Source organism: Stutzerimonas chloritidismutans (assembly GCF_051486945.1).
Lineage (GTDB): Bacteria > Pseudomonadota > Gammaproteobacteria > Pseudomonadales > Pseudomonadaceae > Stutzerimonas > Stutzerimonas chloritidismutans_B.
The window spans coordinates 262,461-285,530 of the sequence record NZ_JAHVDX010000003.1; the positions used below are offsets into that span (position 1 = coordinate 262,461).

Below are 23,070 nucleotides of genomic sequence, written 5' to 3' on the forward strand. Positions count from 1 at the left end.
GAACAAGGGAGGCCTCGGCCTCCCTTTTTGTTTTCCGTTCAGCCGGAAGAGGCGTTACCCGCTCCGGTCGCCTCGCCTGGCGGTGGCGGCGTCGTATCGCCTGGCTGGCGCCGCTCCGTCGGCTCCGGTGGAGGAACCGCAGGCGGAGCCTCCAGGGTGGGCGGCCGCGGCGACGATGCCTTGTCACCAGGCTGCTCGATGACGTCCTGTCGCGGCTCGCGGGTATCAAGGGGATGGGTTCGACTCTTTTCGGGATGGGTCGGCCCGGTGCCTTCAGCCAGTACGCTGCCGGTGACCGACAGACCGATGCTCAGTAAAAGAACACGCATATCCATGATCTTCTCCAACGCTGACCAGTCCTGAGCCGCCTCGCGACAACGGACCCGTGGGCGCTCAATGCTGCAAGAAAAAGCCCCGACCAGGGCCGGGGCTTCTCATCTGGCTGAGGCAGTAATCAATTGCTGCCGCCGGAGCCACCTGCGCCGCCGCCGGTGCCGGAGCCAGTCGCACTGTTGCCGGTGCCGGTGGTATTGCCCACGCTGGTTCCAGTGCCGGCACCCGGGCCGGTTTCGGCGCCAGCGCCAGTCGCGCCGCCGGTCCCGGTGCCCATGCCGCTACCGGTGGTAGTTCCGGTTCCAGTTGCCATCCCGTTACGGTTGGTGTCGTCAGTGGTGTGACCATCCATCATCGTGTCTTTCTTGTGATCATCACCATGCATGTCGCCCGAGGTTCCGGCGGCGAACACGCCGGTGGACATCAAACCTGCCAGGGTCAAAGCCGCGAATTTGCTCGTGTGCATTTTGCGCTCTCCTGTTTCAGTGGACTCATAAGTTCGGGCACCACCCGCACGCAGGGGTTTCACGGTGCGGGTTACGAAATCTTTCCATCGGGCATCGGACAGCCTGGCGCGTGGCCTTCACGGCCACACCGTTCGTCGCGGCCCGTACCGTTTGACCGTTCATCGGCGCCATCGCCGAGCACATCTTCAATGTAGAGCCTGCGCACCAACACCATGCCCACTGCCGCCAACGGCGTCGCCAGCAGTAGCCCGAGCGTGCCAGCGAACAGGCCGAACAGCAGCTGAACGGAGATCGTCAGCGCGGGCGGCACGGAGACGATCCGCTTCTGCATCCAAGGCGTGAACACATAGCTCTCGAGCATTTGCACCACCGTGTAGAGCCCGGCCACGTAGAGCATCGTCCGCGTGCCTTCGAGCGATGCCAGCAACAGCGCCGGAATGACCGAGAGCACCGGCCCGATATTGGGAATGAACGACAGAAGGCCGGCGATCAGACCCAGCACCAGTGCCAACTCGATGCCCAGCAACCAGAGCCCGAGCGTAGTCAGCACGCCGATCAGCAGCATCTCGTAGAGCTTCGCAACCAGCCAGGACTGCATCGTCGAGCCAGTTTCGACCAGCACCTCACGCAACCGCACCCGGTAACCAAGCGGGATCAGTTTGATGAAGCCATCCAGATAGATGCGCGGGTCAAGGGCCAGGCACACGCCAATAGCGAAGGCCACGACTGTGCTCGTCAACGCACCGGCTAGCGAGGACAGCACCGCCGTGACGACGCTGAAGCCATCCCCGGCCGAGAGGCTTTCCTTGAGGCTGCCCTGGTACTCCATGAGCCGACTGACCCAGGCCGAATTGTCGGCACGCTCGCGCAATCGCTCGACCGCTTCCGGCAGTGCCTCGGACAGCTTGTCGATCTGATCGCTGATGCTGGGTGCCACCAGCCAGCCGAACAGGCCGGTGGCGGCGATCAGCACGACGAAAAACAGCGCCATCGCGACGTTTCGCGACAGTGGCGTCTTTTCGCTGATCCAGCGACTGACACCATGAATGAGCACGCCGAACAGGAGAGCGGCGAACAGCAGCAGAAGGAAATCGAAGGCCATCCACACCAGCAGCACCAGCACCGCAACCGCCGCCAGCACGCTGACCCGGACCATGGCGCGACGGGCCACTTTCTTTGTGCTCGCCCCTTCCGCTTCGCCGTCGCTCATGCCGCCCTCCCCTGAACCTGTCATGCAGTTTCGGACCGGACGGGGCTGGAGAAATTCAGGTGCCGCCCTGGCCAAGCAGCTGCCAGAGCGAGATGCCCACGCCCGCCATGCTTTCGCCCGCAACCAGCCCTGCCGCGGCCACGATCACGAAACGCTCGGCCAGCCCACCCCAGCGCGCCGCGACGAGCCAGGCAAGTACCGCACCGAAGGCCATCATCAGCGAAATCGACGCAGGGATGATGCAGGCCAGCCCCAACGCTGCGGAGCTCGGCAACCAGCGCATCCGCCTGGCAGGCAGCGTGGCCTCGAGCGCGCCCAGAACGACGCCCAGCAGCGCCCCGACCAGCATGGCCCAGCGGATATCCAGGCTGATCGAGCCGAGCCCGCCCGTCAGCGCCTCGGCCACCGCCTTCCAGGTTGCCACGGCCGGCGCTGGCCACTCGGGCGTGATCAGCATCGCCTCCGGATCGGGGATTAACAGCTGGTAGACCAGTACGCCAACCAGGCTACCGGCGAAGATGCCCAGGCACTGGGCAACGACCTGACGCGCCGGCGTCGCGCCGATCGCGTGGCCCACCTTGAAGTCGTTGAGCAGGTCGGTGCACTGCCCTGCCGCACCGCCCGCAGTGTTGGCGCTCATCAGGTTGATCGCCACCTGCCCCGGCGCAATCGCACCGAAACTGAGTTGCGACAGTTGGCCAATAGCGCCGATTGGCGGGATGCCCGTCGCACCCACAACACGCGCCGCGACCATCGCCAGCAGCACGGCCAACGGAATCGACAACAGCGCCATTCCCGGATGAATGCCGAACAACCTGACCTGCAACGCCACCACCAGCGCCGCGGCCAGCGCCAAGCCGGCCGCGGGCATCAGCGCCGGGCGCCGCAGCGACAGGCTACGCGACGCCTCCTCTCGCCGCGCGGCGAGCATGCGCAGGCCGAGCGACGTCAGCGTGGCACAAACCATCAGGCTCACCCCCGGCCACAGCAGCCACTCGATGAGCAGGGCGAACTGCGGCCCCGGGGCATCGCCCGGCATGCGCACCAGGCCTTGATCGACCAGCCAAGGTGCCAGCATGCCCCACGCCAGCACCGCACCGAGCAGCAGCGACAGGCCGACCCGCAGACCGATGATCCCACCAAAGCCCACCAGCAGCAGTGAGGGCTCCAGAGTGAAGGTGAGCCGCTCCAGTTGCGCCGTCGGCGCCCAGCGCGGCAAGGCCCAAAGCAGACTATCGACCAGCTTGACTGCCGCCGCCGCGACTGCCGCCGCGCCCAGCACGGCAAGGCGGCGAAGCGCCTCGGCGCCATGGCTGTAGATCTGCTGCATGGTCGCCAGCGTGGCCATGCCTTCCGGGAAGCGCAGCTGGGCCTGAACGATCAACGAAGGGCGTAGATACCACGCGATCCAGATGCCGAGGAAACTGACCGACAACACCCACGCGATCAATGGCAGGGTATCGAGCTGCACGCCGGTGATGAGCGTGTACGTCGGAATCGGGGCGACCAAGCCGCTGGAGATGATCGAGGCGGCCGAGGAGGCGGCGGTCTGGTTGATGTTGCTCTCGTGCAGCGTCCAGGCCGGCGCATGCCAGACGCGCGCCAAGCCCTGCCAGAAGGCGAAGCCCACCAGTAGCGCGATGATCGACATGTTGAACGACCAGCCGATCTTCAGCCCGGAGTAAACATTCGACGGCGTAAGCACCGCGCCCAGCAGCACGCCAGTAATCAGCGCGCGGACGGTCAGTTCGCGAGGGGCTCTGCTCATGCCGACTCCATCGAATGGGTGATTGACTCACCTTAGTCCATTCATTCCATTTACCGTTGCGCCGACCGTCCGTCGGCAGTTTTGGATTAGTCCGCAGATGCCGGCCCATTCGCTACCGCTACGCTGAACTTCACCCCGCTGCGCCGGTCGTTTAGTAACTTTTCCACGCTAGTACTCAACGCTAGTAAACGGGCATTCAGCCAAAGGAACGAACATGGACGACGCGGACCTCAACCTACGGGACCCCAGCCAACCCTCTGTCACCCTTCTGACCGGCAACGAACTGCTGGGATTGTTCTTCCGCCACTTTCTCGGCGAACAGGCTCACCTGGACGTCTCCCTCGCGCGCCTCGACGAGGCGGGCCGGACCACGGCTGACCTCTACCTCGTCGATGCCGGCAATAGCCAGGCCGAGCAGTTGTCCGGCCTGCTCGACCAGCTCGATGAAGCCGCCCCGGTGGCGCTGGTCAACATCGCGCCCGACCAGGCCGAGCGGCTGGTCGACAAACACCCCGGCATTCGCGGCGTGTTCTACAGCCACGCTACCCGCGAGCACCTGCTCGATGGCATCCAGGTATTGCTCGACGGCGGCGACTGGCTGCCGCGCGTGCTGACCGAGCGGCTGCTCAGCCAATGGCGGCGGATGCGGCAGATGGCTGGCAGCAAGCCCTCGCTGACCCTGCGCGAGCGCGAAATTCTCAGCCTCGCCGGCAACGGGTTGTCGAACGCCGAGATTGCCGAACAGCTGTGCCTGAGCCCGCACACGATCAAGAGCCACATCCACAACCTGCTGCGCAAGATCGGTGCCTCCAACCGGGCCGAAGCGGCCTTCCTGCTGCGCGGCCGGCTGGACTGGTCCGAACCGTGTCACGCCTGACGTTGGGAGCGGTACTGCTGCTTACGCTACTGACGGCGCAGGCCCAGGACGAGCCCATCGAATCCCCTCAAGCGAAAGGCGAGGCCGAGCTCAGCGGCCTGATCATCGACAATGCGATTACCCGCTTTGGCCATGACTTCCACCGCTACCTCAGCTTCGCGCTGCAGGACGCGACCGACCTGGACGGCGACCTGGTGGTGCGCGAACGGCCTTCAGCCCGCTGGGGCAGCCTGGTGTGGGTCGAGCATGGCCAGCGCATCGTTTATCGACGGTTCCTGCAGCCCAACGTGGCGGAAATCGAGACCATCGCCAACGAGGCGGCCGTGCAGATTCGAGAGGACATCAGCCGCAACAAGCTGCAGAGCCTGATGCTGGACACCTTCGATATGGATCGCGACGAGCTGTAACGCCGCGATGGCTTAATCCGTTCCATACGACGGGCCGTAGGGTATTTGCACCATTGGATGGATGTTCAGCCCCGCTTCGCCCGTGAAGAATCCCAGCACTATCCAGAGGTGCCCCGCATGGATCGTCTATCGCTCGTTCGCCGCGGCCTGCTCGCCGCCCTCCTGCTCACCGCGCATGCCGCCCACGCCAATGACCTGATGGACAACGCCGACCTAGCCGGCGGAGCCGTGGCCGCCACAGGCCCGGCCGTGCAGGCCTTGCAGTTGCCGGACGGCCAGACCGCCCAGGTGCTCCAGCAAGGCAGCGACAATTTGGCCGACGTCAGCCAGGTCGGCACCCACCAGCTCGCCAATATCCTTCAGCAGGGTAGCGAACAACAGGCATTCATCCTCCAACAGGGCGACAACCTCTACGCCACGATCCTTCAGATCGGCCAGGGCAACACCGCCGATATCACCCAGGTCGGCAGCGACAACCAGGCCGCCATCGCCCAGATCGGTAACGACAACAACGCCAGCATCGAACAGCTCGGCAGCGGGCTGAGCAGCAGCGTCGTCCAGTATGGCAACGGCCAGAACGTCGAGATCATCCAGTACTAGCTCCAACAAAAGGACACCCCATGCGCAGTCTGCCCGCCCTTGTATTCACCGGTCTGCTGGCTACTGCCATCGGTGCCCACGCCGACAGCACCGCCAAGGTCGATCAGACCGGCGACAGCAACACCGCCAACATCGAACAAAGCGGGCCGCTCAACGAGGCGCTCATCAGGCAGAACGGCGACGGCAACAATGGCTCGATCTACCAGGCCGAAAACGCTGAATCGAACGTCGGCACCATCGTCCAGCTGGGGAGCGGCAACGAGGCCTCCATCTACCAGTCTCCCGACAGCTATTTCGCCACCGCCACCGTCTATCAGCAGGGCACCGGCAACCGCGCAGAAGTCGAGCAGACCTGGTACGCCAATGACCTGCAGCTGAGCAGCGTCGGCGACGGCAATTTCATCGCGGCGACCCAGCGCGGGCTCGCCCAGGCCGAGGCCTACCAGATCGGTAACGATAATTCCGTCACCCTATCGCAGGACGGCATCTACCACGGCACCCGGCTGGCCGTGTACCAGGTCGGCGACGAGAACCTGGCCGCGCTGGTACAGGGCGACTCGGGCAACCTGCAGCTGGCGCAAAATGGCAACCTGAATACCGCACGCATCGACCAGAACGCGCTCTTCGGCGAGGTCGTCTTCAACCAGGCAGGAGACGGTAACCTTCTGGCCGTGGTGCAGAGCGGGCGCGGCCACGCCTTCCGCGGCTCCTCGACCGGTAACGACAACCGCGTCGAGCTGGTTCAGGCGTTCGAAGGCAACCAGGCGAGCGTGGTCCAGGTCGGTGACGCCAACCTGGCCGACGTCCGTCAGACCGGCGAATACAGCGAGGCGCGCATCACCCAATCCGGCGATGCCAACGCGGCCTACATCAACCAGGCTGCGGCCACGGTGAGTGCAATCATTCAGCAGACCGGTAGTGGCAACCTGGCGACCATCAACCAGCAATGATCCGTTAGCGCGCCAGGGCGATACCGGAGCGGAGCCTCGCGATGATGAGCGTCGTCACTCTGGCCGGCGTGCTGCTCGCCGCCGGCAACCCACCGGTCACCGCCCGCCTCGAACTCGCACCCGACGGCGACGACCGACTAGCCCTGCGGCTCTGTTTCAGCGGTGCTGAGGCGCATCAGCTGAGCTATCGACTGGAGGTTCGCAGCAGCGGCAAGGCCGGCACCAGCCGCAGCAGCCAGTCGGGCGAGCTGACCTCCGGCCCCACACCGCAATGCCCGCTGAACAACCGCCTCGGCCTGAACCCGGACACCCAGATCCAGGCAACCCTGGAGTGGTCGCTCGACGGCCAGCCGCAGCCGCCCATTCAGCAGCAATACCCGACGGCACAGCCGGCCGGCCCGACTCCGCCCGAACCGGCACCTGGAGAGCCAACGCTTCCCGGCATCGAAGCGCCTGCGGAAGACGGCGAGTTGATGGCCCGCCAGCGCGATGCCGGCCGCCCGTCGGACACCAACGGGCGGCCGGGCCCGCACGCCGTCTAGACGCGCGCCCTGCTGTCAAACACGAGACAACCGCAACGGCTCGTTACGCGCCAGCCGCCGCCCCCACTCGATACCTTTCAGCTCGATGCAGTGATAGGTCAGCGTCGAGACTGCAAAGACCATCGCCAGCTCCAGCAGGGTCAGTAGTTCGTCGACGATCCGGTTGCCGGAGCTGATGTAGCGCATGATCTGATCAGTGCCCGGCTTGTCGAGTATCACGGTGTAGCTCGTCCCGGTGACCTTGGACAGCACCACCGCCGCGCTGGTGAAGGCAAAGATCACTGCCGCATGGGTCAGGTAGATCGAGAACGACAGTTCTCCGAGGCGCGTAAACAGCTTGCGCCGGAGCAACACCGACACGGCGCCCCGCTCCCCGGCGAACACCAGCACCACTGCGCAGAACAGCAGGCTGGCGACGATGCCCTGGTGCGCGCTGGGGTGGGTCAGGGTGCGGTAGACCAACAACAGGCAGAGCGCCTCGAGCCCAGTGAAGAACAAGCGGTCGTCGAACCGGGAACAAGCTGGCTCGAGCGCCCGGTACAGGCGGTAGGTCAGCGCCCCGGCGAAAAAGCAGGACACCCCACGCCAGATGAACGGCTTGATCACGTCCAGCTCGACATAGAGCGCACTGAAGGACACCAGTGTCGCCAGCGCCAGAATCGGCCCGCAGTAGCGCGGCGCCACCAGCAGCACCAGCGCCAGCAGCAGGTACAGGTAGTACTCGATGCTGATGCTCCAGGCCGGCGTGTTGAATGACAGGCTGTTGAAATCGCCGATCCAGGACTGCAACAGCAGCGCGTTGGGCAGTATCTCGCTCGGCGCCGTCTTGCCGGTGAACGCCGGATCGTTGAAGGCGAAGCCGTGATGCTCGGCCCACAGCTTGCCGAACTCCAGGCCAATGAAGACCAGCAGCATCACCAGATGCAGCGGGTAGAGGCGAAAGGTCCGGCTGATCAGAAAGCGCCGGAGCACATCGCTATCGAATGTACGCGTGCCGTAGGCGTGGTACATGACGAACCCGCTGAGCACGAAGAAGAATTCGACGAACAGGTCCGCGTGGCGGAGGAAAGCAAGCTCCGAAAAGCTCAGAAGGATTTGCGTGTGAAACAACACCACCGCGACCGCACAGATACCGCGAAAACCATCGAGTACAACGAAACGTTTCATTCCTGCACCTTGCTAGACATCCAGGCATGTCAGCTGCGCCACTGCGCAGGCCGTCCTGGCCGAGGATTTGTTACCGGGCATTACTGACTCAAATGAGAGCAAGTGGCCATCAAACAAGTTCCGTCTCGTCGATCACGGTGTACGCACCAGGCTGGACGTGCCTCGCCTGGGCCTTTAGGGTGCGAACAACCGATACGCCCCGCGCCAACCGAGGTGCTTAGTGCCGCGCTGGCTACATCCCTCCAACCTGCTTCGCATCGTCGTATTGCTGGCTGTCGCCGGGCTGCTGGCGTGGGCCGTCAGCGCCTTCCTTGCACGCAATACCTTTGTCCGGTTCGACGCGCTTCACGGTCCTGCCAAGCCCAGCCAGGTCGCGCCTGACACGCGCACCGACTGGCGCCGCTATGCAGGCGGCGAGACCTCGCGGCTGGCGATCCTGCTGACCGACGAGAATTCGGCGTGGTTGGGGCTGGCGCACGGGCTGAAGAGTATCGGCGTGCCTTTCACCATCACTCGTGACGCCGCCGAAGCGACCCGGCACACCGTGGTCTTCGCGTATCCGACGCTCTCCGGGCGGCACTTGGACGAGCCGGCGCTGCTCGCGCTGCGCAAACACGCCGAACAGGGCGGCACGCTGGTTGCCACCCAGGTGCTAGGCGGCGGCATGGAGGATCTGTTCGGCTTCGACCGGGTCAGCGAATCGCGGCACCAGCGCATCGACTTCGACCAGGCCGCGGCGACGACCGAACCCACGCTGGCCTGGCTCGAACATCCCAACGAGCGCTCGGTCTTGCTCGGCAACCCGGCCAACCCCGACAGCTGGATCGGCACCCAAACCTACGAGGGCGCGCGAACCGCACTGGCTCGTTTCGAGGACGGCGCACCGGCGCTCACGCGCCAGCAGCACGCCAGTGGCGGCCTGACCTATGCAGTGGGCCTGGACCTGGGCTTTTTCATCATGCGCGCTCACGGTGACCGCAATGACCAGGGCTATCGCAGCTATGCCAATGGCTACGAGCCGGCCGTGGACGTCTGGCTTCGCTGGCTGCAGGCGCTGTATCGCCAGCGTGAGCCGCTCGCCGTAACGCTGGACACGGTCCCGCAGGGCAAATCGCTCGCCGCGGTGGTGACCTTCGACGTCGACTATGTGCAGTCGATGGAGCACCTGGCGGTCTATCGCGACCTGCTCCTGCGCCTGGGCGTGCCGGCAACCTTCTTCATCCAGACCAAGTACTACCGTGATTTCCAGGACGAAGGCTTCTTCAACGACCGCACACTGCAGGCGATCGACGGGCTGCGCCAATCCGGTATGGAGATCGCCAGCCACTCGGTAAGCCATTCGGACATGTACGCCACGGTACCGCTCGGCGACGGCCTGGAAACCTACCCGGACTACCAGCCGCGCGTGCGCACCCGGGGCGACACGCGCGATGCCAGCGTGCTAGGTGAACTGCGCGTCAGCAAATTTCTGCTCGACCAGCCGGGCGAGGCCGAAGTCGTTTCATTTCGCCCAGGTTACCTGGCGACACCGCAGAGCCTGCCTCAGGCCATGGAGGCCGCCGGCTACCGCTTCGGCTCCTCGGCAACGGCCGGCAACCTGACCACCCACCTGCCCTACCGCGCCAACCACGATCGGCTCTATGCGCGTGAAACGGCCGTGTTCGAGTTTCCGATCAGCATCGAGGACGAGATCCCACCGCAGATGGACCAGCGTGTCGACGATGCCATTGGCCTGGCAGAGCAACTGGCCCAGTACGGCGGCAGCTTCGTCATTCTCGTGCACCCCAACGAAGCCGAGCACAAATACCGCTTCCTGGAGGCGGCGATTCCCCGGCTACAGCCGTTCGCCTGGTTCGGAACGCTGGCGCAGCTGGGCGACTGGTGGGCTGCCCGCGACGGTCTCGAACTCGATGTCACGCGTGATAAACGCAAAACCGTCCTGAACCTCACCACAGCCGTCTCTATCGACGGGCTAAGCCTGCGGTTGCCGGCCGGCTTGGCCCTCGCCGAGCCGGCGGGCGTCGATGCACAGCTCGAAGGCGACCGCCTATTGCTCAGCCACTTGCCGGCTGGCACCACCCGAATCGAATTGCGCTGACACCACCCATCGCCTCCTCGGAACCGCAAGCGGCGCACGGGCTTCTACCGAGCCCGGCTACGTTTTCCAATTACCGAGGAGCTCTCGATGCGCATATCCCTGAAACCCATGCACGAACAGGTCATCGTCATCACCGGCGCGTCCAGCGGCATCGGCCTGGCGACCGCGCGCCTGGCTGTCGAGCGCGGCGCGCGGGTCGTGCTGGTGGCGCGCAACGAAGACGCACTAACGGACATCAAGCAGCAGCTGAACGCAGGCGAACGCGTCCTGCATGTGCAGGCTGATGTTGGCGACCGCGCCCAACTCGAGCACGTCGCCAGCGAAACCATTGCGCACTTTGGCGGCTTCGACACCTGGATCAACAATGCCGGCAGTTCGGTGTGGGGACGTTTCGATGAGGTCAGCGATGAGGACCATCAGCAAGTCATGCAGACCAACTTCTGGGGCACCCACTACGGCTGCGCCATTGCTCTCAAGCATCTGCGCGACAAGGGCGGTTCGCTGATCAATATCGGCAGCGTCGAGTCGGCCAATGCGCTGCCCTTCCATTCCAGCTACAGCGCCAGCAAACACGCGATCAAGGCGATGACCGACGTGCTGCGCGTCGAGCTGCAGAAATCCGGTACACCGGTCTCCGTGACCCTGGTGCGCCCATCCTCGACCGATACGCAGTTCATGGACCATTCCAAGAACTACCTGTCCAGCGCGCCGGTCTTCCCGCCGCCGGTCTACGCGCCGGAAGTGGTGGCGCACGCCATTCTCGACGCCGCCGAGCATCCGCAGCGCGACGTCTACATCGGCAATGCCAAGCTGCTCTCCAAGCTGGCGCAGAACGCGCCGCGCCTGGCCGACTGGATCAACCGCACCTTCGTCTACGATGCCATCCAGAGCGGCCGGCCTGATCGCCATCCGCGTGGGGCGCTGCATGCCAGTGACGTCGGCCGTGCCGGCGACGGCCAGGCCAGCGGCCGCTATCCGGGCCGGGTGCTGAAGCACAGCCTCTATACCCAAGCGACGCAGCACCCCGTCGCGACCACAGCCGCCGTGGCGGTCGGCGCTGCAGCATTGGTCGCCTTGTTCGGCCGCCGCGGGCGCTGACTCCGGTTCGTTCAGCCCAGGTTCAGGCTGGGTTCAGGCGATGTTCAGGCGCCCCTAGGCACGATGGATGCGTCACTTATCCATCGCTGCACAGGAGCGACACCATGAAAACGCTGCACTCTCTGGCAATTGCCACCAGCCTGAGCCTCATCACCCTGGGCGCCCACGCCGCCGACAACTTCGCCGGTCTGACCTGGGGTAAAAGCACCTCCAACATCGACCGGTCGAGCACGCTCAAGCAGAACATGGCGGGCCCCAACCGCTTCGATGACGTGATCAAGAACAGCGGCACCTGGGGCGTTCGCGCCGGCCAGATGACCGACGAGGGGCGTTACTACGCCACCTACGAAAACGTCTCGGATGACTACGGCAACGGCCTTAAGCTGCGCCAGCAAAACCTCTTCGGCAGCTACGACCTGTTCCTGCCGATCGGCGACACCACCCGCCTGTTCGGCGGTGCCAGCGCCGGCCTGACCAAGCTGGAGAATGAATCCAGCGGCTACCGCCGTGACAGCGACATCGGCTATCTGGTCGGCCTGCAAGCCGGCGTGCTGCAAAAGCTCAACGAAAACGCGTCGGTCGAGGCCGGTTACCGCTATCTGCGCAGTAACGCTGGCACCGAAGTCGCCGAGCGTGGCGTCGGCAAGGTCGGCTCGATCGATCTGCACAGCACCGGGCAGGCTTATCTCGGTGTGAACTATCATTTCTGAGCCGTTTTCCCGTGCTGAAGCACGCGGCTTGGGCTAACAAGGAAACGCGGCCGGGACCTGGGTCCCGGCCGTTTGCATACAGGAGCCGTCAATGAAAGTGCTGGTGGTGGAAGACGAGGCGCTGCTGCGCCACCACCTCAAGACCCGCCTGGGCGAGAGCGGCCATGTGGTCGATGCGGTAGCCGATGCCGAGGAGGCGCTGTATCAGACGCGGGAGTACAACCATGACATAGCGATCATCGACCTCGGGTTGCCCGGCCTGAGCGGGTTGGACCTCATCCGGCAGCTGCGCAGCAACGGCGAGGTGTTCCCGATCCTTATTCTCACGGCGCGCGGCAATTGGCAGGACAAGGTCGAAGGCCTCGCTGCCGGGGCGGACGATTATGTCGTCAAACCTTTCCAGTTCGAGGAGCTCGAAGCCCGCCTCAATGCACTGCTGCGGCGCTCGTCCGGCTTTACCCAGGCCAGCATTGAGGCCGGCCCGCTAAAGCTCGACCTCAACCGCAAGCAGGCGACGGTGGCCGGCGAGCCATTGGCCTTGACCGCCTTCGAATACCGCATCCTCGAATACCTCATGCGGCACCAGCAGCAGGTCGTGGCAAAAGAGCGGCTGATGGAGCAGCTCTACCCAGACGACAGCGAGCGCGACATCAACGTCATCGAGGTATTGGTCGGGCGACTGCGGCGCAAACTCGAAGCCCAAGGTGGGCTCAAGCCGATCGACACCGTGCGCGGGCTCGGCTACCTGTTTACCGAGCGCTGCCGGTGAGGCGCCGCTGCTTGCGCGGGCTGGCGAAGCTTCGCGGCAGGCGCAACGGCGGCCTGTCGCTGCGCCTGCGGCTGATGCTGGGCGCAACCACCCTGGCCGTGCTTTTCATGCTGGCGTTGCTGCCAGTGCTGCAAGCGGCGTTCAGCGTGGCGTTCGAGCGCGTCATCGCGCAGCGGCTCGCTGCCGACGCCAATACCCTGATCACCGCGGCGCGGCTGGAGCGCGGCAGGCTGGTCATGCCCGAACGCCTGCCCGACGAGGAATTCGACCTGCCGGACGCCGGCCTGCTCGGATTCATCCACGACCCCACCGGGGCGCGGGTCTGGCAGTCGCGCTCGGCCGACGACGAGCACATCGACTATCAGCCGCGCTATGACGGCGGCGTCACCGAGTTTCGCCGCATGCACGACCGCGACGGGCGCGAGTACTTCGTCTATGACGTCGAGCTGCGCCTGCCCAGCGATTCGGACGAAGGCTACAGCTTCATCACCATGCAGCCCACCAGCGAATACCGCAGCATGTTCGATGAATTTCGTCGCCAGCTGTACGGCTGGCTGGGCGGTGGGCTGATGGTCCTGCTGGGTCTGCTCTGGCTTGGCCTGACCTGGGGCTTCCGTTCGCTGAAGCGGCTCAGCCGCGAGCTCGACCAAGTCGAAGCCGGCCGGCTGGACCGCCTCAGCGACCATCACCCGCACGAATTGCTGCGCCTGACCCGCTCGCTCAATCGCCTGCTCGATGGCGAGCGGCGCCAGCGCGAACGGTACCGCAACTCACTGGGCGACCTCGCGCACAGTCTGAAGACGCCACTGGCGGTGCTGCAGAGCGTCGGCGAGACGATCAGTGCGGCACCCGGCAGCCGCGAGCATGCGCAGGTGATGCATGCGCAAATCGAGCGCATGAGCCAGCAGATCGGCTACCAACTTCAGCGCGCCAGCCTGGGCCAGAGTGGCCTGGTCCGGCACCGTGTGGCGCTCGACCACCTGCTCGAACGGCTCTGCTCGACACTGGACAAGGTCTACCAGGACAAGCGCGTCCGGGTCGACAGCCAGCTGCCGCCCGGCGCCACGTTGCCACTTGAACAGGGCGCACTCATGGAGCTGCTCGGCAATCTGCTGGAAAACGCCTACCGGCTTTGCCTGGGTCGGGTCCGCATCCGGTTCCACCAGGACGGCGACATGCGCGTGCTGAGCATCGAGGACGACGGCCCTGGAGTGCCGGCCCACCAACGCGCGCGCATCTTGCGCCGCGGCGAGCGCCTCGATGCCCAGCATCCGGGTCAGGGGATCGGCCTGGCGGTGGTCAAGGACATCCTCGATAGCTATGGCGGCGAGTTACGCCTCGATGACTCGAGCCTTGGGGGCGCCGCCTTTCATGTCCGCCTGCCGGCAGACTGAGCCGACGAAGGGCAGCGCGCCCTGCTGTCCGCGCCTCCTGCGCCGCTGGTAGAGTGCAGTCCTCCCCTGCAACGGACGCATCGGTATGTCACTGGAAGAGCGAAAACGGCTGGTCCGACACCACGTCGACCTCACCTGGAACCGCGGGCACATGGCCCTCGCCGAACAACTGCATGGCAAGGATTTCCTCTACAAGAGCTCGTTCGTCGGCCATGCGCTAGACAGCAGCGCCTTCATCGCCTTGGTCCGGCAGATCCGCACGGCGATGCCTGACCTGGAAGTGGTCATCGAGGAGTGCGTCGCGGAGGGCGACAAGGTCATGACCTGGAGCACCCTGATCGGCACCATCGAGACGCCCGCGCTCGGCTACCCCCCGAGTGACAAGGTGCTGAGCATTTCCGCGATGGCGTTCTGGCTGCTTTCACCGAGCGGGCAGATCCGCGAAATCTGCACCATGTTCGACATGGAAAGCTTTCGCGCGCAGCTGGGCCTGCAAACCCGTACCTACGCCGAAAAGGCGCTGCCCTAGACGTCAGCGGTGTGCCGCTCCGCTGCGCGCAGTCATCCGGCGTGATTCAGGGTCTACCGTGCATTCGCCCCGTTAACTAAGGCAGGTTGAATGCTTCGGCCGTTGTTGCTCACCACGCTGGTTGCTCTCATTGTTTTCGCGCTGATCCTCTCGGCCGTCGACCCGCATGACCGCACCACCTGGCTGCTGGAGGTGCTACCAGCAGCCGTACTGCTGCCCCTACTGATTTACAGCCACCGACGCTTTCCGTTGAGTTCGCTGCTGTACCTGTTGCTCGGCATCATGGCGCTCGGGCTGATCGCTGGCGGCCACTACAGCTTTGCACGTGTTCCGCTGGGGTTCTGGCTGCAGGATTGGCTCGATCTGGCACGCAATCCCTATGACCGGCTCGGGCATGTCTTGCAGGGGGTCATTCCGGCGCTATTCGCACGTGAATGGCTGATACGCGGAAACCGCGTCAACGGCCGTCACTTGCTGCCGTTCCTCTGCGTATGCGTGGCACTGATGGTCAGCGCCGTGTATGAGCTGGTCGAGTGGGCTGCCGCCCTCGCGCTAGGTCAGGGCGCTGATGAGTTTCTCGGCATGCAAGGCGACGAGTGGGATACCCAGGCCGATATGTTCTGTGCCCTGCTCGGCTCTATCGCGGCCATGACCGTGCTGGTGCCCCTGCACAACCGCAGCCTCGCCGCGCTGGCTGCCCCCTGCAACACGCTGAACCAGCGAGCCGGCGAACGTCTAGTGGACTAGCTAGGCCACGCCAGCCGCGGCCCGCAGCGGTATCAAGACGGTCGATGAGCACTATCGACACGCTCGCGTTTGCCACCTTGGAACGTCCTCGTAGCATAGGTCCCGTACCCCGCTAAACAGAGGAGACCTCTCATGAAAACGCTATTCGCGAGCCTGATTCTCGCCAGCATCGCCTCGACCGCCCTCGCCGTGCCGCCGAGCCATCCGCAGCCGATAGTGGGCGAAGCCCATAGCGCCGCGACCGTGCGCAAGGGCGTTGTTGCCGACCCGACGCTGGCCGAAAACGGCTTCGAGCACACACCGCTCGGCCAACTGCTCGCCGAAGACGGCTTTGACCTGACGCCACAGGCTGACCGCGTCGCCGATGACGGTTTCGACCGCACCCCACTCGGCCAGCTGATTGCCGAGGACGGCAGCGACCGTACCGGACTAGGCACTGTTTAAGTTCCGCTCCACCTTCAAGGCGCCGTTGGCGCCTTTTTTTTGCCGGAAAAAAGACCTAACAGCGCTGCGAAACGGGTGCGGTCCGATGTCGCGCCACGGCATGATCGCCCGAGAGCTAGCGTCGAAGCTGCTGACCGAGCGCACCGTGTCCGGCGTTGACGACATGGGGGCGGCTGTGGTCCTTGCTCACCACAACCACCCCAGCCACAACAGCGCGGCGAGTAGCCACGCGCTGAGTGCCAGCGTCTGAGCATTCCAAGCGCGGTTCCAGCGGCGCTCACGGTGCCGCCAGCGGCCTCTATCGGGCGTTGCGTTTGGCACTGGGATGGGTGGCCATTGCGATACGCGCTTGAGCGCGAGCGAGGGCGGCAGCGCGCGTTCAGGTAGGCGCGTCAGCCAGGCGGGAGCACGGAGGCCAGTGCGAAGCGCCGCTGTGGCGATGCCGAGCGCCAGCAGCAACGGCCACGTCGATGCCCAGATGCCTTTCGGATAGAAACCGTGCAGCAGCGGCTCACGCATAGCCGGCCAGGCCCAGGGCAACAGCAGCGACAGGCCGCCAAGCAGCGCCCACGGCCCCAGCTGCAGGGTTGGCGGTGACTCGGCGGGTGCGTGCTGCGCTTCGCGGCGCATCAGCCAGAGCGCGCGGAGGAGCAACAGTGCGGTCGTGAAGCTGGCGATCGTCAGGCCCACCTGCCAGCGGGCAAACATCCCCTCGCTCCACACCTCTTTCATGGCCGTCTTGACCGCCCCGCCACTGGTCAGAGGCAGGCCGGCAAGCGCCAGGGCCGGCACCAACAGCCACAGCCAGCCGAAGCGCGACAACCGCCCCGCATGCACCAGCCCGGCTGCCAGGAACAAGGCCCCCTTGGCGAACCCGTGATGCACGCCATACAGCATGAGCACGGCGGTGAGCACAGCCTGCTGTTCTGGATGGCGCCAGAGCAATGCCAACAGGATGACCAGATAGCCCATCTGGCTCACCGAGGAATAGGCCAGCGCGGCCTTGGCCTTGCTGCTGCCCAGGCCAAGGAGCGCCGGGTACACGGCACCGAACAGGCCAACGATCAGCAACCCCTCGGCCCAGCTCGCCAGCAACGGGTCGCCTTCGGGCATGCAGCGCCAGATGCCCAGCATGCCTGCCTTGAGCATCGCACCGGACAGCACGGCGCTCGCCGGTGCCGGTGCAGCCGGGTGGGCCAGCGGCAACCAGATGTGCAGCGGCCAGAAACCGGCTTTCAACCCAAGGCCCAGCAGCAAGAGCAGGAGCGTCAGTTCATCCATTGGCACCTGCTGCCAGGCAGCGAACGCAAAGTCCCCCGCGGCGGCATGGGTGCGCAACATCAACCCGGCCAACAAAGCCATTTCGCCCGTTATCGCCAGCTGAAGATAGAGCCGCCCGGCACGCCGCGGCCCCGGTCCGCCCTGATGAACGATCAGCCCATACGCCGACAGGCTCATGGCGCTAAAACCGAGGTAGAAACTCAGCGCATCGGTGGCGATGATCAGCAGCAGGTTGCCGGCCAGAGCCAACTGCCAGAAGGTCCAGAAGCGCAGACGCGCCGGGTCGTCCCGCTGGCTACTGCTGGCATAGATCCCGGCGCAACCCCAGAGCAGCGCGGTGAAACCAAGCCAGGCGCGACTCAGCTCATCTGCCGCGCCCCAGCGCACCCCTTCCCAGAGCATCGGCATTTCCAGCAGCGGCTGCGGCCATGCCGCGACGACCAAGGCAGGCACGCAGCCCAGCCAGAGCCAGCTGACCACCCGCCGCGGCATGGTGCCCAGCAAGGCGAGCATGAGCAGCGGTGCCAACGGCACCAGTAACCAGAGCCAGGCGCCGCTCATATCCGGAACTCCCGATCTACGATCAGTTGCGCCCAGCCAAGTGGGCTCAGTGCGGTACCAGCCAGCAGACCGACCAGCACCGCCAGCGCCGCCGTGAACAACGCTGGAAACAGCAGCATCCAATGCGTTTCCCAACGCTCGTCGCGCCAATTGTCCTCGTGCCAGTGCGCCGGTTCGGCGAACCAGCCGCGCCAGAGCAGCGGTAGGAAATAGGCTGCATTAAGCAGCGCCGAGCCCATCAGCACCAGCAATACCCAGTCCTGCCCCACTTCCAGCGCGCCCATGCCCAACGCCCATTTGCTGACGAAGCCGGCAATTGGCGGGATGCCGATCATTCCCAGCGCACCGATGCTGAACGCGGTCATCGTCAACGGCATGCGTCGCCCGACGCCGTCCATTTCGCGGATGCGGTGGATACCTAACGTTTCGGCGAAATTGCCCGCGCAATAGAAGAGCGTCACCTTCATCAGCCCCTGGTGCACCAGATGAACCAGCCCACCAACCGCGGCAATCGGCCCGAGCAGGGCGACCCCGAGGGTGACGTAAGACACCTGGCTGATGGTCGAATAGGCCAGGCGTTTCTTCAGCTCCTGTTGTTGCAGTGCGCGTAGCGATCCATAGAGGATCGTCGCCGCGGCCAGCCCAAGCAGCGGGCCGGCTACGTCCAGCTCGGCAAGGGCCTCGGCGCCGAACACGTCATAGACCACCCGGACGATGCCGAACGCTCCGGCCTTGACCACTGCCACCGCGTGCAGCAGGGCACTGACCGGCGCTGGCGCGACCATCGCCTGCGGCAACCAGCCGTGCAGCGGGATCAGCGCCGCCTTGACGCCGAGCCCAGCTACCAGCAGGACGAAGGCTACGCGCAGCGCCAGGTCGTGCTCACCAACGGCATCGAGCAAATAGCCGCCGGGCTGGAAGTCGGGACCGCCGGCAAGGCTGTGCAGCAGCGCCACGCCCATCAGCACCAACGCACCGCCCCCCACGGTATAGGCCAGGTATATGCGCCCAGCCCGCAGCGATTCCGGCGTGCCGCGGTGTACCACCAGCGGAAAGGTCGCCAGGGTCAGCATTTCGTAGAACAGCAGGAAGCTGACCAGGTTTCCGGCCAGCGCGAGGCCTACCGTCGCGCTGACGCAAAGGCTGAAATAGCCGAAGAAGCGCGAGCGCAGGGGGCTTTTTTCCAGGTAGCCAATGGCATAGACGGTGGTCGCCATCCACAGCACGGAGGACAAGGCAACAAATAACAGCGAGAGCGCATCGCCCTGCAGCACCAGAGGCGCACCGGGCAGAAACGGCAGGCTGAAGCGGAACTCGAGACCCCGGCTAACGCCCCAGATCATCGCTGCGACCAATGCCAGCTTTACGACCACACCGCACAGATTCAGGGCCACGCGCGTGAGTTGCTGGTCTTCGCGCAGCGTAAAGATCAGCAGGCCGGGCAGCAGCGAGCTGAGCACAATGGCCAGGGGCAGCCAGGTAGTCCAGCTCATCGCGCAACCCCTCCCAACCAGAGCAGTAGCGGTTCGCTAATCAGCGCCAGACCCAGTACCAGCAATGCCGGCAGCATCGCCAGCCACTGCGCGAGGCGGTCCGGCACCACGCTTGGCGGGTTAGGCCGGGCACGGTCGAAACCCAGCGCCACGACGCGGAACACATAGGCGGCAGACATCAGAGTGCCGAGCAGCACGCCAACGGCCCAGGGCCAGTGCGCAGGCTGAGCGAATAGCGGCTCGAGGAGCAGCCACTTGGCAAGAAAGCCGCCGCTGGGGGGTAGCCCGATCAGGCTGCCGCCTGCGACCGCGAACGTCGCCATCGCGACCGGCATGTTTTGACTGGCGCCCTTGAGCGCGCGAACGCGTCGCGTGCCCAGCACCCGCTGTAGCTCGCCCGCAGCAAGGAACATCGACACTTTTGCCAAACCATGGGCAATGATGAACAGCCACAACGCCGCCTCCATTCGCGGCTCTTGCCAGCGCAGCAACAGCCCCAACGCAAGCAGTGCATAGCCCAGTTGGGCCACCGTCGAATAGGCGACCAGCATCTTCAACCGCGGCGCGCGCAACGCCGACCATCCGCCCGAAAGCAACGCCAGGATGCCTGCTGCGGCGAACAACCCACCCGCTTGGCGGCCCAGTTCGGGCGGTGCGATCTCGCTCCAGACGAGCCACAGGATGTAGATCGGCCCCTTGACCACCAACCCCGAAAGCAGCGCGCTTACGGCGGTCGGCGCGCCGGAGTGCGCCGGCGGCAACCACAGGTGCAGCGGCCAGAGCGCCGCCTTAAGCATCAAACCGAGGCTCATCAACAGCAGAGCAAGCCGAGTGCTGGCGTCGGCTTCAGCCAGCGAAGCCAGCGCCGGCACGTCCAGCACACCGTAGCGGCCATATAGCAGCGCGACGCCGAACAGATACGCCAGTGAACCGGCCAGCGACAGCATCAGGTAGTTGAATGCCGGCCGGTAGGCCTTCCGCCCCGCGAGGGCTACCAGCGCCACGGCAGCCAGGCTGAGCAGCTCGAGCGTCACATACAGGTTGAACAAGTCGGCCGACAGCCACAGTGCGGCCAGTGCCGCGTGCAGCAGGCAGGACAGCGGCCAGTAATCCTCGCTGCCACCGGCGTGCGGGCTGCGCGCGGCGTAGAGCGCGACCAGCAGATGCAAGCCAGCCGTAAACACCAGCAACAGTGCAGTGAGTGGTGTCAGCTGAAAGCGGATCGCCAGCGGCGTATCCCAGCCACCGATATGCAGCAGCGTCGGCCCCGTCTCTATCGCGTACCGCAAGGCCAGCGCGGCGGCGACCAAGCTGCCCAGCGTCGCCGTGATCGTCCAGACGCCGGCACGCCGCGGTTGCACCAACACCAGCAACAGGCCCGCAACCAGCGGCAGCGCCAGGCTCCACAGCGCGGCATTCATCGGCGAGACGCCCCGCGCCCCTCGGCTGCGCTCGCCAGCCGCAGTGCCAGCGCCGTTGCGCTCACCGCCACCACCAGCCCGGTGACCACCAGTGCGACCAGCAGCGGGTCGGTCGGCTGGCTTCGTGATGCCAGCGCCACCATGACTAGGAATACACCGCTGCCCATCAGGTTGAAGGCAATGATCCGTCGCAGCGCGTGGCGCACGCTCAGCAGCCCGTGCAAGCCGAGCAGCCAGAGCCCGGCGCCGATGGCCGACCAGAATACCGTCGCGCTCATGCCGCTGGTTCCTCGCGCTCGCCGACCACCAATAGGCTCAGGCTGGCGGCAATCGACAGCGTGGCCACGGCTTCGATCATCAGGATCACGCCTTTGGCCGCGCCATCGGGGTAATACAGCCAGCCCCCACCCAGCCAGGCGGTCACCAGGGCGACTCCGATAAAGACCAGCAATCCGCCCAGCACAACCAGCCGCAGCGGCGCAGATGACCAGCGCAGCATCGGTAACAGCCCGGCGAGCCGCAGCAGCACGACCCCAGCGGCCAGCAGCGAGCCGGCCTGGAATGCGCCGCCTGGCGCGCTCGCACCGCGCCACAGCACATAGCCGCCCGCCAGTACCAGCAGTGGCGCCAGCACCCGCGCCCAACTGCGCAGCAAAGGCCAGGGCTCGGCCAGCTCCAACCGCCGTGGCCCGAGCTGGCGCGCACCCAGCAAAGCCAGGAGCAGTACAGCCAGCTCGAGCAGGGTGTCCCAGGCTCGGAAATTGAGCAGTACGGCCGTCACGGGATGGCTGACGCCACTGTGCGGCAATGCCGCATCGATCATCGCCGGCATGTTGGAGCGCTGCTCGGCGAGCGGCATCAGGCCTTGCACAAGCAGCATGAGCAGCGGCAACACCACTGCTGCGGAGGCCAGAAATCGGCCGCGACGCTGGCGCGGCGCCTCGGCAGGCTGGTTCGCCAGCGCCGCGAACAGCAACACGCCAGTCAATCCCGCACCGATGGCCGCCTCAGCCAGCGCCAGGTCCGCCGCACCCAGCCGCGCCCAGACGAGTGCCAAGGCCAGGCCGAAAGCGATGAACAGCAGTACGCTGACGTAGAGGTCGCGACCATGCAGCGCGCCGAAGGCCAGCAGCAAGACCAACAGGCCGAGCACGCCGTCGAGCAGCCATTCAGTCATCGCCCACCTCCTCCTCGGCCTGGCGACCGAGCAACTGGCAAGCGGTCGCGCTGGACGCCAGCAGCAACAGCCAGATCAACACCATCTGGATAACTGCCCAGGCGCTATCGGCCCGCAGCGACAATCCCAGCACCACCAGCCCAAGACCCAGCGTGTCGGCCTTGGTCAGTGCATGCAGACGGCTGACAGCATCGGGAAAGCGCAGCAGACCGACGCTCCCCGCAGCGAAGAACATCAGCCCGCCGATCAACAGGATCCAGCTCGATCCGTCACGCACCAGATCAATCATGGCGCCCCCGCCGCAACACCTGTACCAGCGCGGCACTGGCCACGGCGGCAAGCAGGCCCAGCACCAGCGCCACGTCGCGCAGCGCCGGCTGCGCCTGCCATTGCGCCATGACCAGCAACAGCGCCGTGCCCGAGGTGCCAAACAACTGCACGGCCAGCAGGCGATCCACTCGCCCGGGCCCGAGTAGTACGCGGCCCAGGCCGACGACGACCGTCAGCAACAGCAGCGCCAGATACAGGCCCATCAGTGCGCTCCTCTAGCCAGCAGGCGCTGCAGCCGCCGTTCCAGTTCCGCCACGGTCGGCTGCCACGCCTGGCGCTCGTCGAGCACATGGACGCGCATGCAATCACCGTCGACGCGCGAAGAGAGGGTGCCGGGCAGCAGCCCGACCAGCGCCGACAACAACAGGCGGACCTGCGGTGACGAGCATTGCAGCGGGTAGTCGAGCCAGGCCGGCTGCAACGGGCGGCGCGGATGCAGAGCGCGAACGGCCACGTCCCAGCCGCCGGCAAGCATGCGCATCAGAAAGAAGAGAATGAAACCCGGCAACGCCGGGAGCGCCGGATGCCACGGCCGCCGCCCTAGCCAGAGCGACACCAGGGTAGCCAGCAGGACGCTCGGGATGCCCAGCGACCAGCCCTCGCCGCCGCTGAACGACAGCCAGAGCGCGGCATAGATCAGCGCCCAGCCCGGCCCATCGCGCCAACGCCGTCGCGATTCTGTCCGCTCCATGTCGGC

At 65.5% G+C, this 23,070-nt stretch carries 26 protein-coding genes; 13 read left to right on the forward strand and 13 right to left on the reverse strand.

The window, feature by feature from the left end:
- Positions 1-38: 38 nt before the first annotated feature.
- From KXR72_RS13280 to KXR72_RS13295, 4 genes are all read right to left on the reverse strand, one after another.
- Positions 39-335: a hypothetical protein gene (locus KXR72_RS13280; RefSeq protein WP_437421563.1), complete on the reverse strand. Its 297-nt coding sequence runs from the start codon at positions 333-335 to the stop codon at positions 39-41.
- A gap of 119 nt (positions 336-454) precedes the next feature.
- Entirely contained in the window at positions 455-799 is a 345-nt protein-coding gene (locus KXR72_RS13285; RefSeq protein WP_437421564.1) for a hypothetical protein, read from the reverse strand.
- A gap of 71 nt (positions 800-870) precedes the next feature.
- Positions 871-2,010: an AI-2E family transporter gene (locus tag KXR72_RS13290; protein WP_437421565.1), complete on the reverse strand. Its 1,140-nt coding sequence runs from the start codon at positions 2,008-2,010 to the stop codon at positions 871-873.
- A gap of 55 nt (positions 2,011-2,065) precedes the next feature.
- Entirely contained in the window at positions 2,066-3,778 is a 1,713-nt protein-coding gene (locus KXR72_RS13295) for an OPT family oligopeptide transporter (protein ID WP_437421566.1), read from the reverse strand.
- A gap of 292 nt (positions 3,779-4,070) precedes the next feature.
- On the opposite strand from KXR72_RS13295, the gene KXR72_RS13300 reads away from it, so the two are divergent.
- The 5 genes from KXR72_RS13300 (at position 4,071) to csgH (ending at position 7,154) form a co-directional block, all read left to right on the forward strand.
- Positions 4,071-4,655: a LuxR C-terminal-related transcriptional regulator gene (locus KXR72_RS13300; RefSeq protein ID WP_437421980.1), complete on the forward strand. Its 585-nt coding sequence runs from the start codon at positions 4,071-4,073 to the stop codon at positions 4,653-4,655.
- Positions 4,643-5,062 (forward strand): CsgE family curli-type amyloid fiber assembly protein, encoded by a 420-nt coding sequence (locus KXR72_RS13305; protein WP_437421567.1) that lies wholly within the window; start codon positions 4,643-4,645, stop codon positions 5,060-5,062. Before KXR72_RS13300 ends, KXR72_RS13305 begins: the two co-directional genes overlap by 13 nt.
- A gap of 117 nt (positions 5,063-5,179) precedes the next feature.
- Entirely contained in the window at positions 5,180-5,662 is a 483-nt protein-coding gene (locus KXR72_RS13310) for a curli production assembly protein CsgB (RefSeq protein WP_437421568.1), read from the forward strand.
- Between the two features lie 20 nt (positions 5,663-5,682).
- Positions 5,683-6,612, forward strand: a complete 930-nt coding sequence (locus KXR72_RS13315; RefSeq protein WP_437421569.1) for a hypothetical protein — start codon at positions 5,683-5,685, stop codon at positions 6,610-6,612.
- Positions 6,613-6,656: 44 nt separating this feature from the next.
- Positions 6,657-7,154: a curli-like amyloid fiber formation chaperone CsgH gene (gene csgH / locus KXR72_RS13320; protein ID WP_437421570.1), complete on the forward strand. Its 498-nt coding sequence runs from the start codon at positions 6,657-6,659 to the stop codon at positions 7,152-7,154.
- Positions 7,155-7,169: 15 nt separating this feature from the next.
- On the opposite strand, the gene KXR72_RS13325 is transcribed toward csgH, so the two are convergent.
- Positions 7,170-8,321 carry an acyltransferase family protein gene (locus tag KXR72_RS13325; RefSeq protein ID WP_437421571.1) on the reverse strand — a complete coding sequence of 384 codons (1,152 nt, stop codon included), beginning with the start codon at positions 8,319-8,321 and terminating at the stop codon, positions 7,170-7,172.
- A 220-nt stretch (positions 8,322-8,541) separates the two neighbouring features.
- Here KXR72_RS13325 and KXR72_RS13330 point away from each other — a divergent pair, with 220 nt between their 5' ends.
- The 8 genes from KXR72_RS13330 to KXR72_RS13365 all read left to right on the forward strand — a co-directional run bounded on the left by KXR72_RS13330 (position 8,542) and on the right by KXR72_RS13365 (position 16,110).
- Complete coding sequence (locus KXR72_RS13330) at positions 8,542-10,419, forward strand: polysaccharide deacetylase family protein (RefSeq protein ID WP_437421572.1); 1,878 nt, start codon at positions 8,542-8,544, stop codon at positions 10,417-10,419.
- An 87-nt stretch (positions 10,420-10,506) separates the two neighbouring features.
- Positions 10,507-11,517, forward strand: coding sequence for an SDR family oxidoreductase (locus KXR72_RS13335; protein ID WP_437421573.1), 1,011 nt, complete (start codon positions 10,507-10,509; stop codon positions 11,515-11,517).
- A 104-nt stretch (positions 11,518-11,621) separates the two neighbouring features.
- On the forward strand, positions 11,622-12,227 hold the full coding sequence (locus tag KXR72_RS13340; protein WP_437421574.1) for an outer membrane protein: 606 nt from the start codon (positions 11,622-11,624) through the stop codon (positions 12,225-12,227).
- Between the two features lie 91 nt (positions 12,228-12,318).
- On the forward strand, positions 12,319-12,996 hold the full coding sequence (locus KXR72_RS13345) for a response regulator (RefSeq protein WP_437421575.1): 678 nt from the start codon (positions 12,319-12,321) through the stop codon (positions 12,994-12,996).
- The gene (locus tag KXR72_RS13350; protein ID WP_437421576.1) at positions 12,993-14,390 is read left to right on the forward strand and encodes an ATP-binding protein; all 1,398 of its coding nucleotides are present in this window, start codon (positions 12,993-12,995) and stop codon (positions 14,388-14,390) included. The genes KXR72_RS13345 and KXR72_RS13350 overlap by 4 nt, the downstream gene beginning before the upstream one ends.
- Before the next feature lie 85 nt (positions 14,391-14,475).
- Positions 14,476-14,919, forward strand: a complete 444-nt coding sequence (locus tag KXR72_RS13355; RefSeq protein WP_437421577.1) for a ketosteroid isomerase-related protein — start codon at positions 14,476-14,478, stop codon at positions 14,917-14,919.
- Positions 14,920-15,009: 90 nt separating this feature from the next.
- Positions 15,010-15,666, forward strand: coding sequence for a DUF2238 domain-containing protein (locus KXR72_RS13360; protein ID WP_437421578.1), 657 nt, complete (start codon positions 15,010-15,012; stop codon positions 15,664-15,666).
- Positions 15,667-15,798: 132 nt separating this feature from the next.
- Positions 15,799-16,110: a hypothetical protein gene (locus KXR72_RS13365; protein WP_437421579.1), complete on the forward strand. Its 312-nt coding sequence runs from the start codon at positions 15,799-15,801 to the stop codon at positions 16,108-16,110.
- Positions 16,111-16,296: 186 nt separating this feature from the next.
- On the opposite strand, the gene KXR72_RS13370 is transcribed toward KXR72_RS13365, so the two are convergent.
- From KXR72_RS13370 to KXR72_RS13405, 8 genes are read right to left on the reverse strand one after another with little or no spacing between them, the layout of a single operon-like run.
- Complete coding sequence (locus KXR72_RS13370) at positions 16,297-17,952, reverse strand: proton-conducting transporter transmembrane domain-containing protein (RefSeq protein ID WP_437421580.1); 1,656 nt, start codon at positions 17,950-17,952, stop codon at positions 16,297-16,299.
- Positions 17,949-19,445, reverse strand: coding sequence for a complex I subunit 5 family protein (locus KXR72_RS13375; RefSeq protein ID WP_437421581.1), 1,497 nt, complete (start codon positions 19,443-19,445; stop codon positions 17,949-17,951). Before KXR72_RS13375 ends, KXR72_RS13370 begins: the two co-directional genes overlap by 4 nt.
- Positions 19,442-20,866 (reverse strand): complex I subunit 5 family protein, encoded by a 1,425-nt coding sequence (locus KXR72_RS13380; RefSeq protein WP_437421582.1) that lies wholly within the window; start codon positions 20,864-20,866, stop codon positions 19,442-19,444. Before KXR72_RS13380 ends, KXR72_RS13375 begins: the two co-directional genes overlap by 4 nt.
- Positions 20,863-21,144, reverse strand: coding sequence for an NADH-quinone oxidoreductase subunit K (locus tag KXR72_RS13385; RefSeq protein WP_437421583.1), 282 nt, complete (start codon positions 21,142-21,144; stop codon positions 20,863-20,865). The genes KXR72_RS13380 and KXR72_RS13385 overlap by 4 nt, the downstream gene beginning before the upstream one ends.
- Complete coding sequence (locus KXR72_RS13390; protein WP_437421584.1) at positions 21,141-22,043, reverse strand: Na(+)/H(+) antiporter subunit B; 903 nt, start codon at positions 22,041-22,043, stop codon at positions 21,141-21,143. Before KXR72_RS13390 ends, KXR72_RS13385 begins: the two co-directional genes overlap by 4 nt.
- On the reverse strand, positions 22,036-22,332 hold the full coding sequence (locus KXR72_RS13395; protein ID WP_437421585.1) for a cation:proton antiporter: 297 nt from the start codon (positions 22,330-22,332) through the stop codon (positions 22,036-22,038). The genes KXR72_RS13390 and KXR72_RS13395 overlap by 8 nt, the downstream gene beginning before the upstream one ends.
- Positions 22,325-22,576, reverse strand: a complete 252-nt coding sequence (locus KXR72_RS13400) for a monovalent cation/H+ antiporter complex subunit F (RefSeq protein WP_437421586.1) — start codon at positions 22,574-22,576, stop codon at positions 22,325-22,327. Before KXR72_RS13400 ends, KXR72_RS13395 begins: the two co-directional genes overlap by 8 nt.
- Positions 22,576-23,064, reverse strand: a complete 489-nt coding sequence (locus KXR72_RS13405; RefSeq protein WP_437421587.1) for a Na+/H+ antiporter subunit E — start codon at positions 23,062-23,064, stop codon at positions 22,576-22,578. Before KXR72_RS13405 ends, KXR72_RS13400 begins: the two co-directional genes overlap by 1 nt.
- Positions 23,065-23,070: the final 6 nt, after the last annotated feature.

Bases quoted from the DNA above. Each gene is read 5' to 3' on its own strand.
- KXR72_RS13310 (WP_437421568.1), top strand. From the start codon at position 5,180: ATGGATCGTCTATCGCTCGTTCGCCGCGGCCTGCTCGCCGCCCTCCTG.
- KXR72_RS13295 (WP_437421566.1), bottom strand. From the start codon at position 3,778: ATGAGCAGAGCCCCTCGCGAACTGACCGTCCGCGCGCTGATTACTGGC.
- KXR72_RS13315 (WP_437421569.1), top strand. From the start codon at position 5,683: ATGCGCAGTCTGCCCGCCCTTGTATTCACCGGTCTGCTGGCTACTGCC.
- KXR72_RS13355 (WP_437421577.1), top strand. From the start codon at position 14,476: ATGTCACTGGAAGAGCGAAAACGGCTGGTCCGACACCACGTCGACCTC.
- KXR72_RS13385 (WP_437421583.1), bottom strand. From the start codon at position 21,144: ATGAGCGCGACGGTATTCTGGTCGGCCATCGGCGCCGGGCTCTGGCTG.
- KXR72_RS13380 (WP_437421582.1), bottom strand. From the start codon at position 20,866: ATGAATGCCGCGCTGTGGAGCCTGGCGCTGCCGCTGGTTGCGGGCCTG.
- KXR72_RS13395 (WP_437421585.1), bottom strand. From the start codon at position 22,332: ATGATTGATCTGGTGCGTGACGGATCGAGCTGGATCCTGTTGATCGGC.
- KXR72_RS13375 (WP_437421581.1), bottom strand. From the start codon at position 19,445: ATGAGCTGGACTACCTGGCTGCCCCTGGCCATTGTGCTCAGCTCGCTG.
- KXR72_RS13290 (WP_437421565.1), bottom strand. From the start codon at position 2,010: ATGAGCGACGGCGAAGCGGAAGGGGCGAGCACAAAGAAAGTGGCCCGT.
- KXR72_RS13345 (WP_437421575.1), top strand. From the start codon at position 12,319: ATGAAAGTGCTGGTGGTGGAAGACGAGGCGCTGCTGCGCCACCACCTC.
- KXR72_RS13360 (WP_437421578.1), top strand. From the start codon at position 15,010: ATGCTTCGGCCGTTGTTGCTCACCACGCTGGTTGCTCTCATTGTTTTC.
- csgH (WP_437421570.1), top strand. From the start codon at position 6,657: ATGAGCGTCGTCACTCTGGCCGGCGTGCTGCTCGCCGCCGGCAACCCA.
- KXR72_RS13335 (WP_437421573.1), top strand. From the start codon at position 10,507: ATGCGCATATCCCTGAAACCCATGCACGAACAGGTCATCGTCATCACC.
- KXR72_RS13325 (WP_437421571.1), bottom strand. From the start codon at position 8,321: ATGAAACGTTTCGTTGTACTCGATGGTTTTCGCGGTATCTGTGCGGTC.
- KXR72_RS13340 (WP_437421574.1), top strand. From the start codon at position 11,622: ATGAAAACGCTGCACTCTCTGGCAATTGCCACCAGCCTGAGCCTCATC.
- KXR72_RS13370 (WP_437421580.1), bottom strand. From the start codon at position 17,952: ATGAGCGGCGCCTGGCTCTGGTTACTGGTGCCGTTGGCACCGCTGCTC.
- KXR72_RS13280 (WP_437421563.1), bottom strand. From the start codon at position 335: ATGGATATGCGTGTTCTTTTACTGAGCATCGGTCTGTCGGTCACCGGC.
- KXR72_RS13390 (WP_437421584.1), bottom strand. From the start codon at position 22,043: ATGACTGAATGGCTGCTCGACGGCGTGCTCGGCCTGTTGGTCTTGCTG.
- KXR72_RS13400 (WP_437421586.1), bottom strand. From the start codon at position 22,576: ATGGGCCTGTATCTGGCGCTGCTGTTGCTGACGGTCGTCGTCGGCCTG.
- KXR72_RS13365 (WP_437421579.1), top strand. From the start codon at position 15,799: ATGAAAACGCTATTCGCGAGCCTGATTCTCGCCAGCATCGCCTCGACC.
- KXR72_RS13405 (WP_437421587.1), bottom strand. From the start codon at position 23,064: ATGGAGCGGACAGAATCGCGACGGCGTTGGCGCGATGGGCCGGGCTGG.
- KXR72_RS13285 (WP_437421564.1), bottom strand. From the start codon at position 799: ATGCACACGAGCAAATTCGCGGCTTTGACCCTGGCAGGTTTGATGTCC.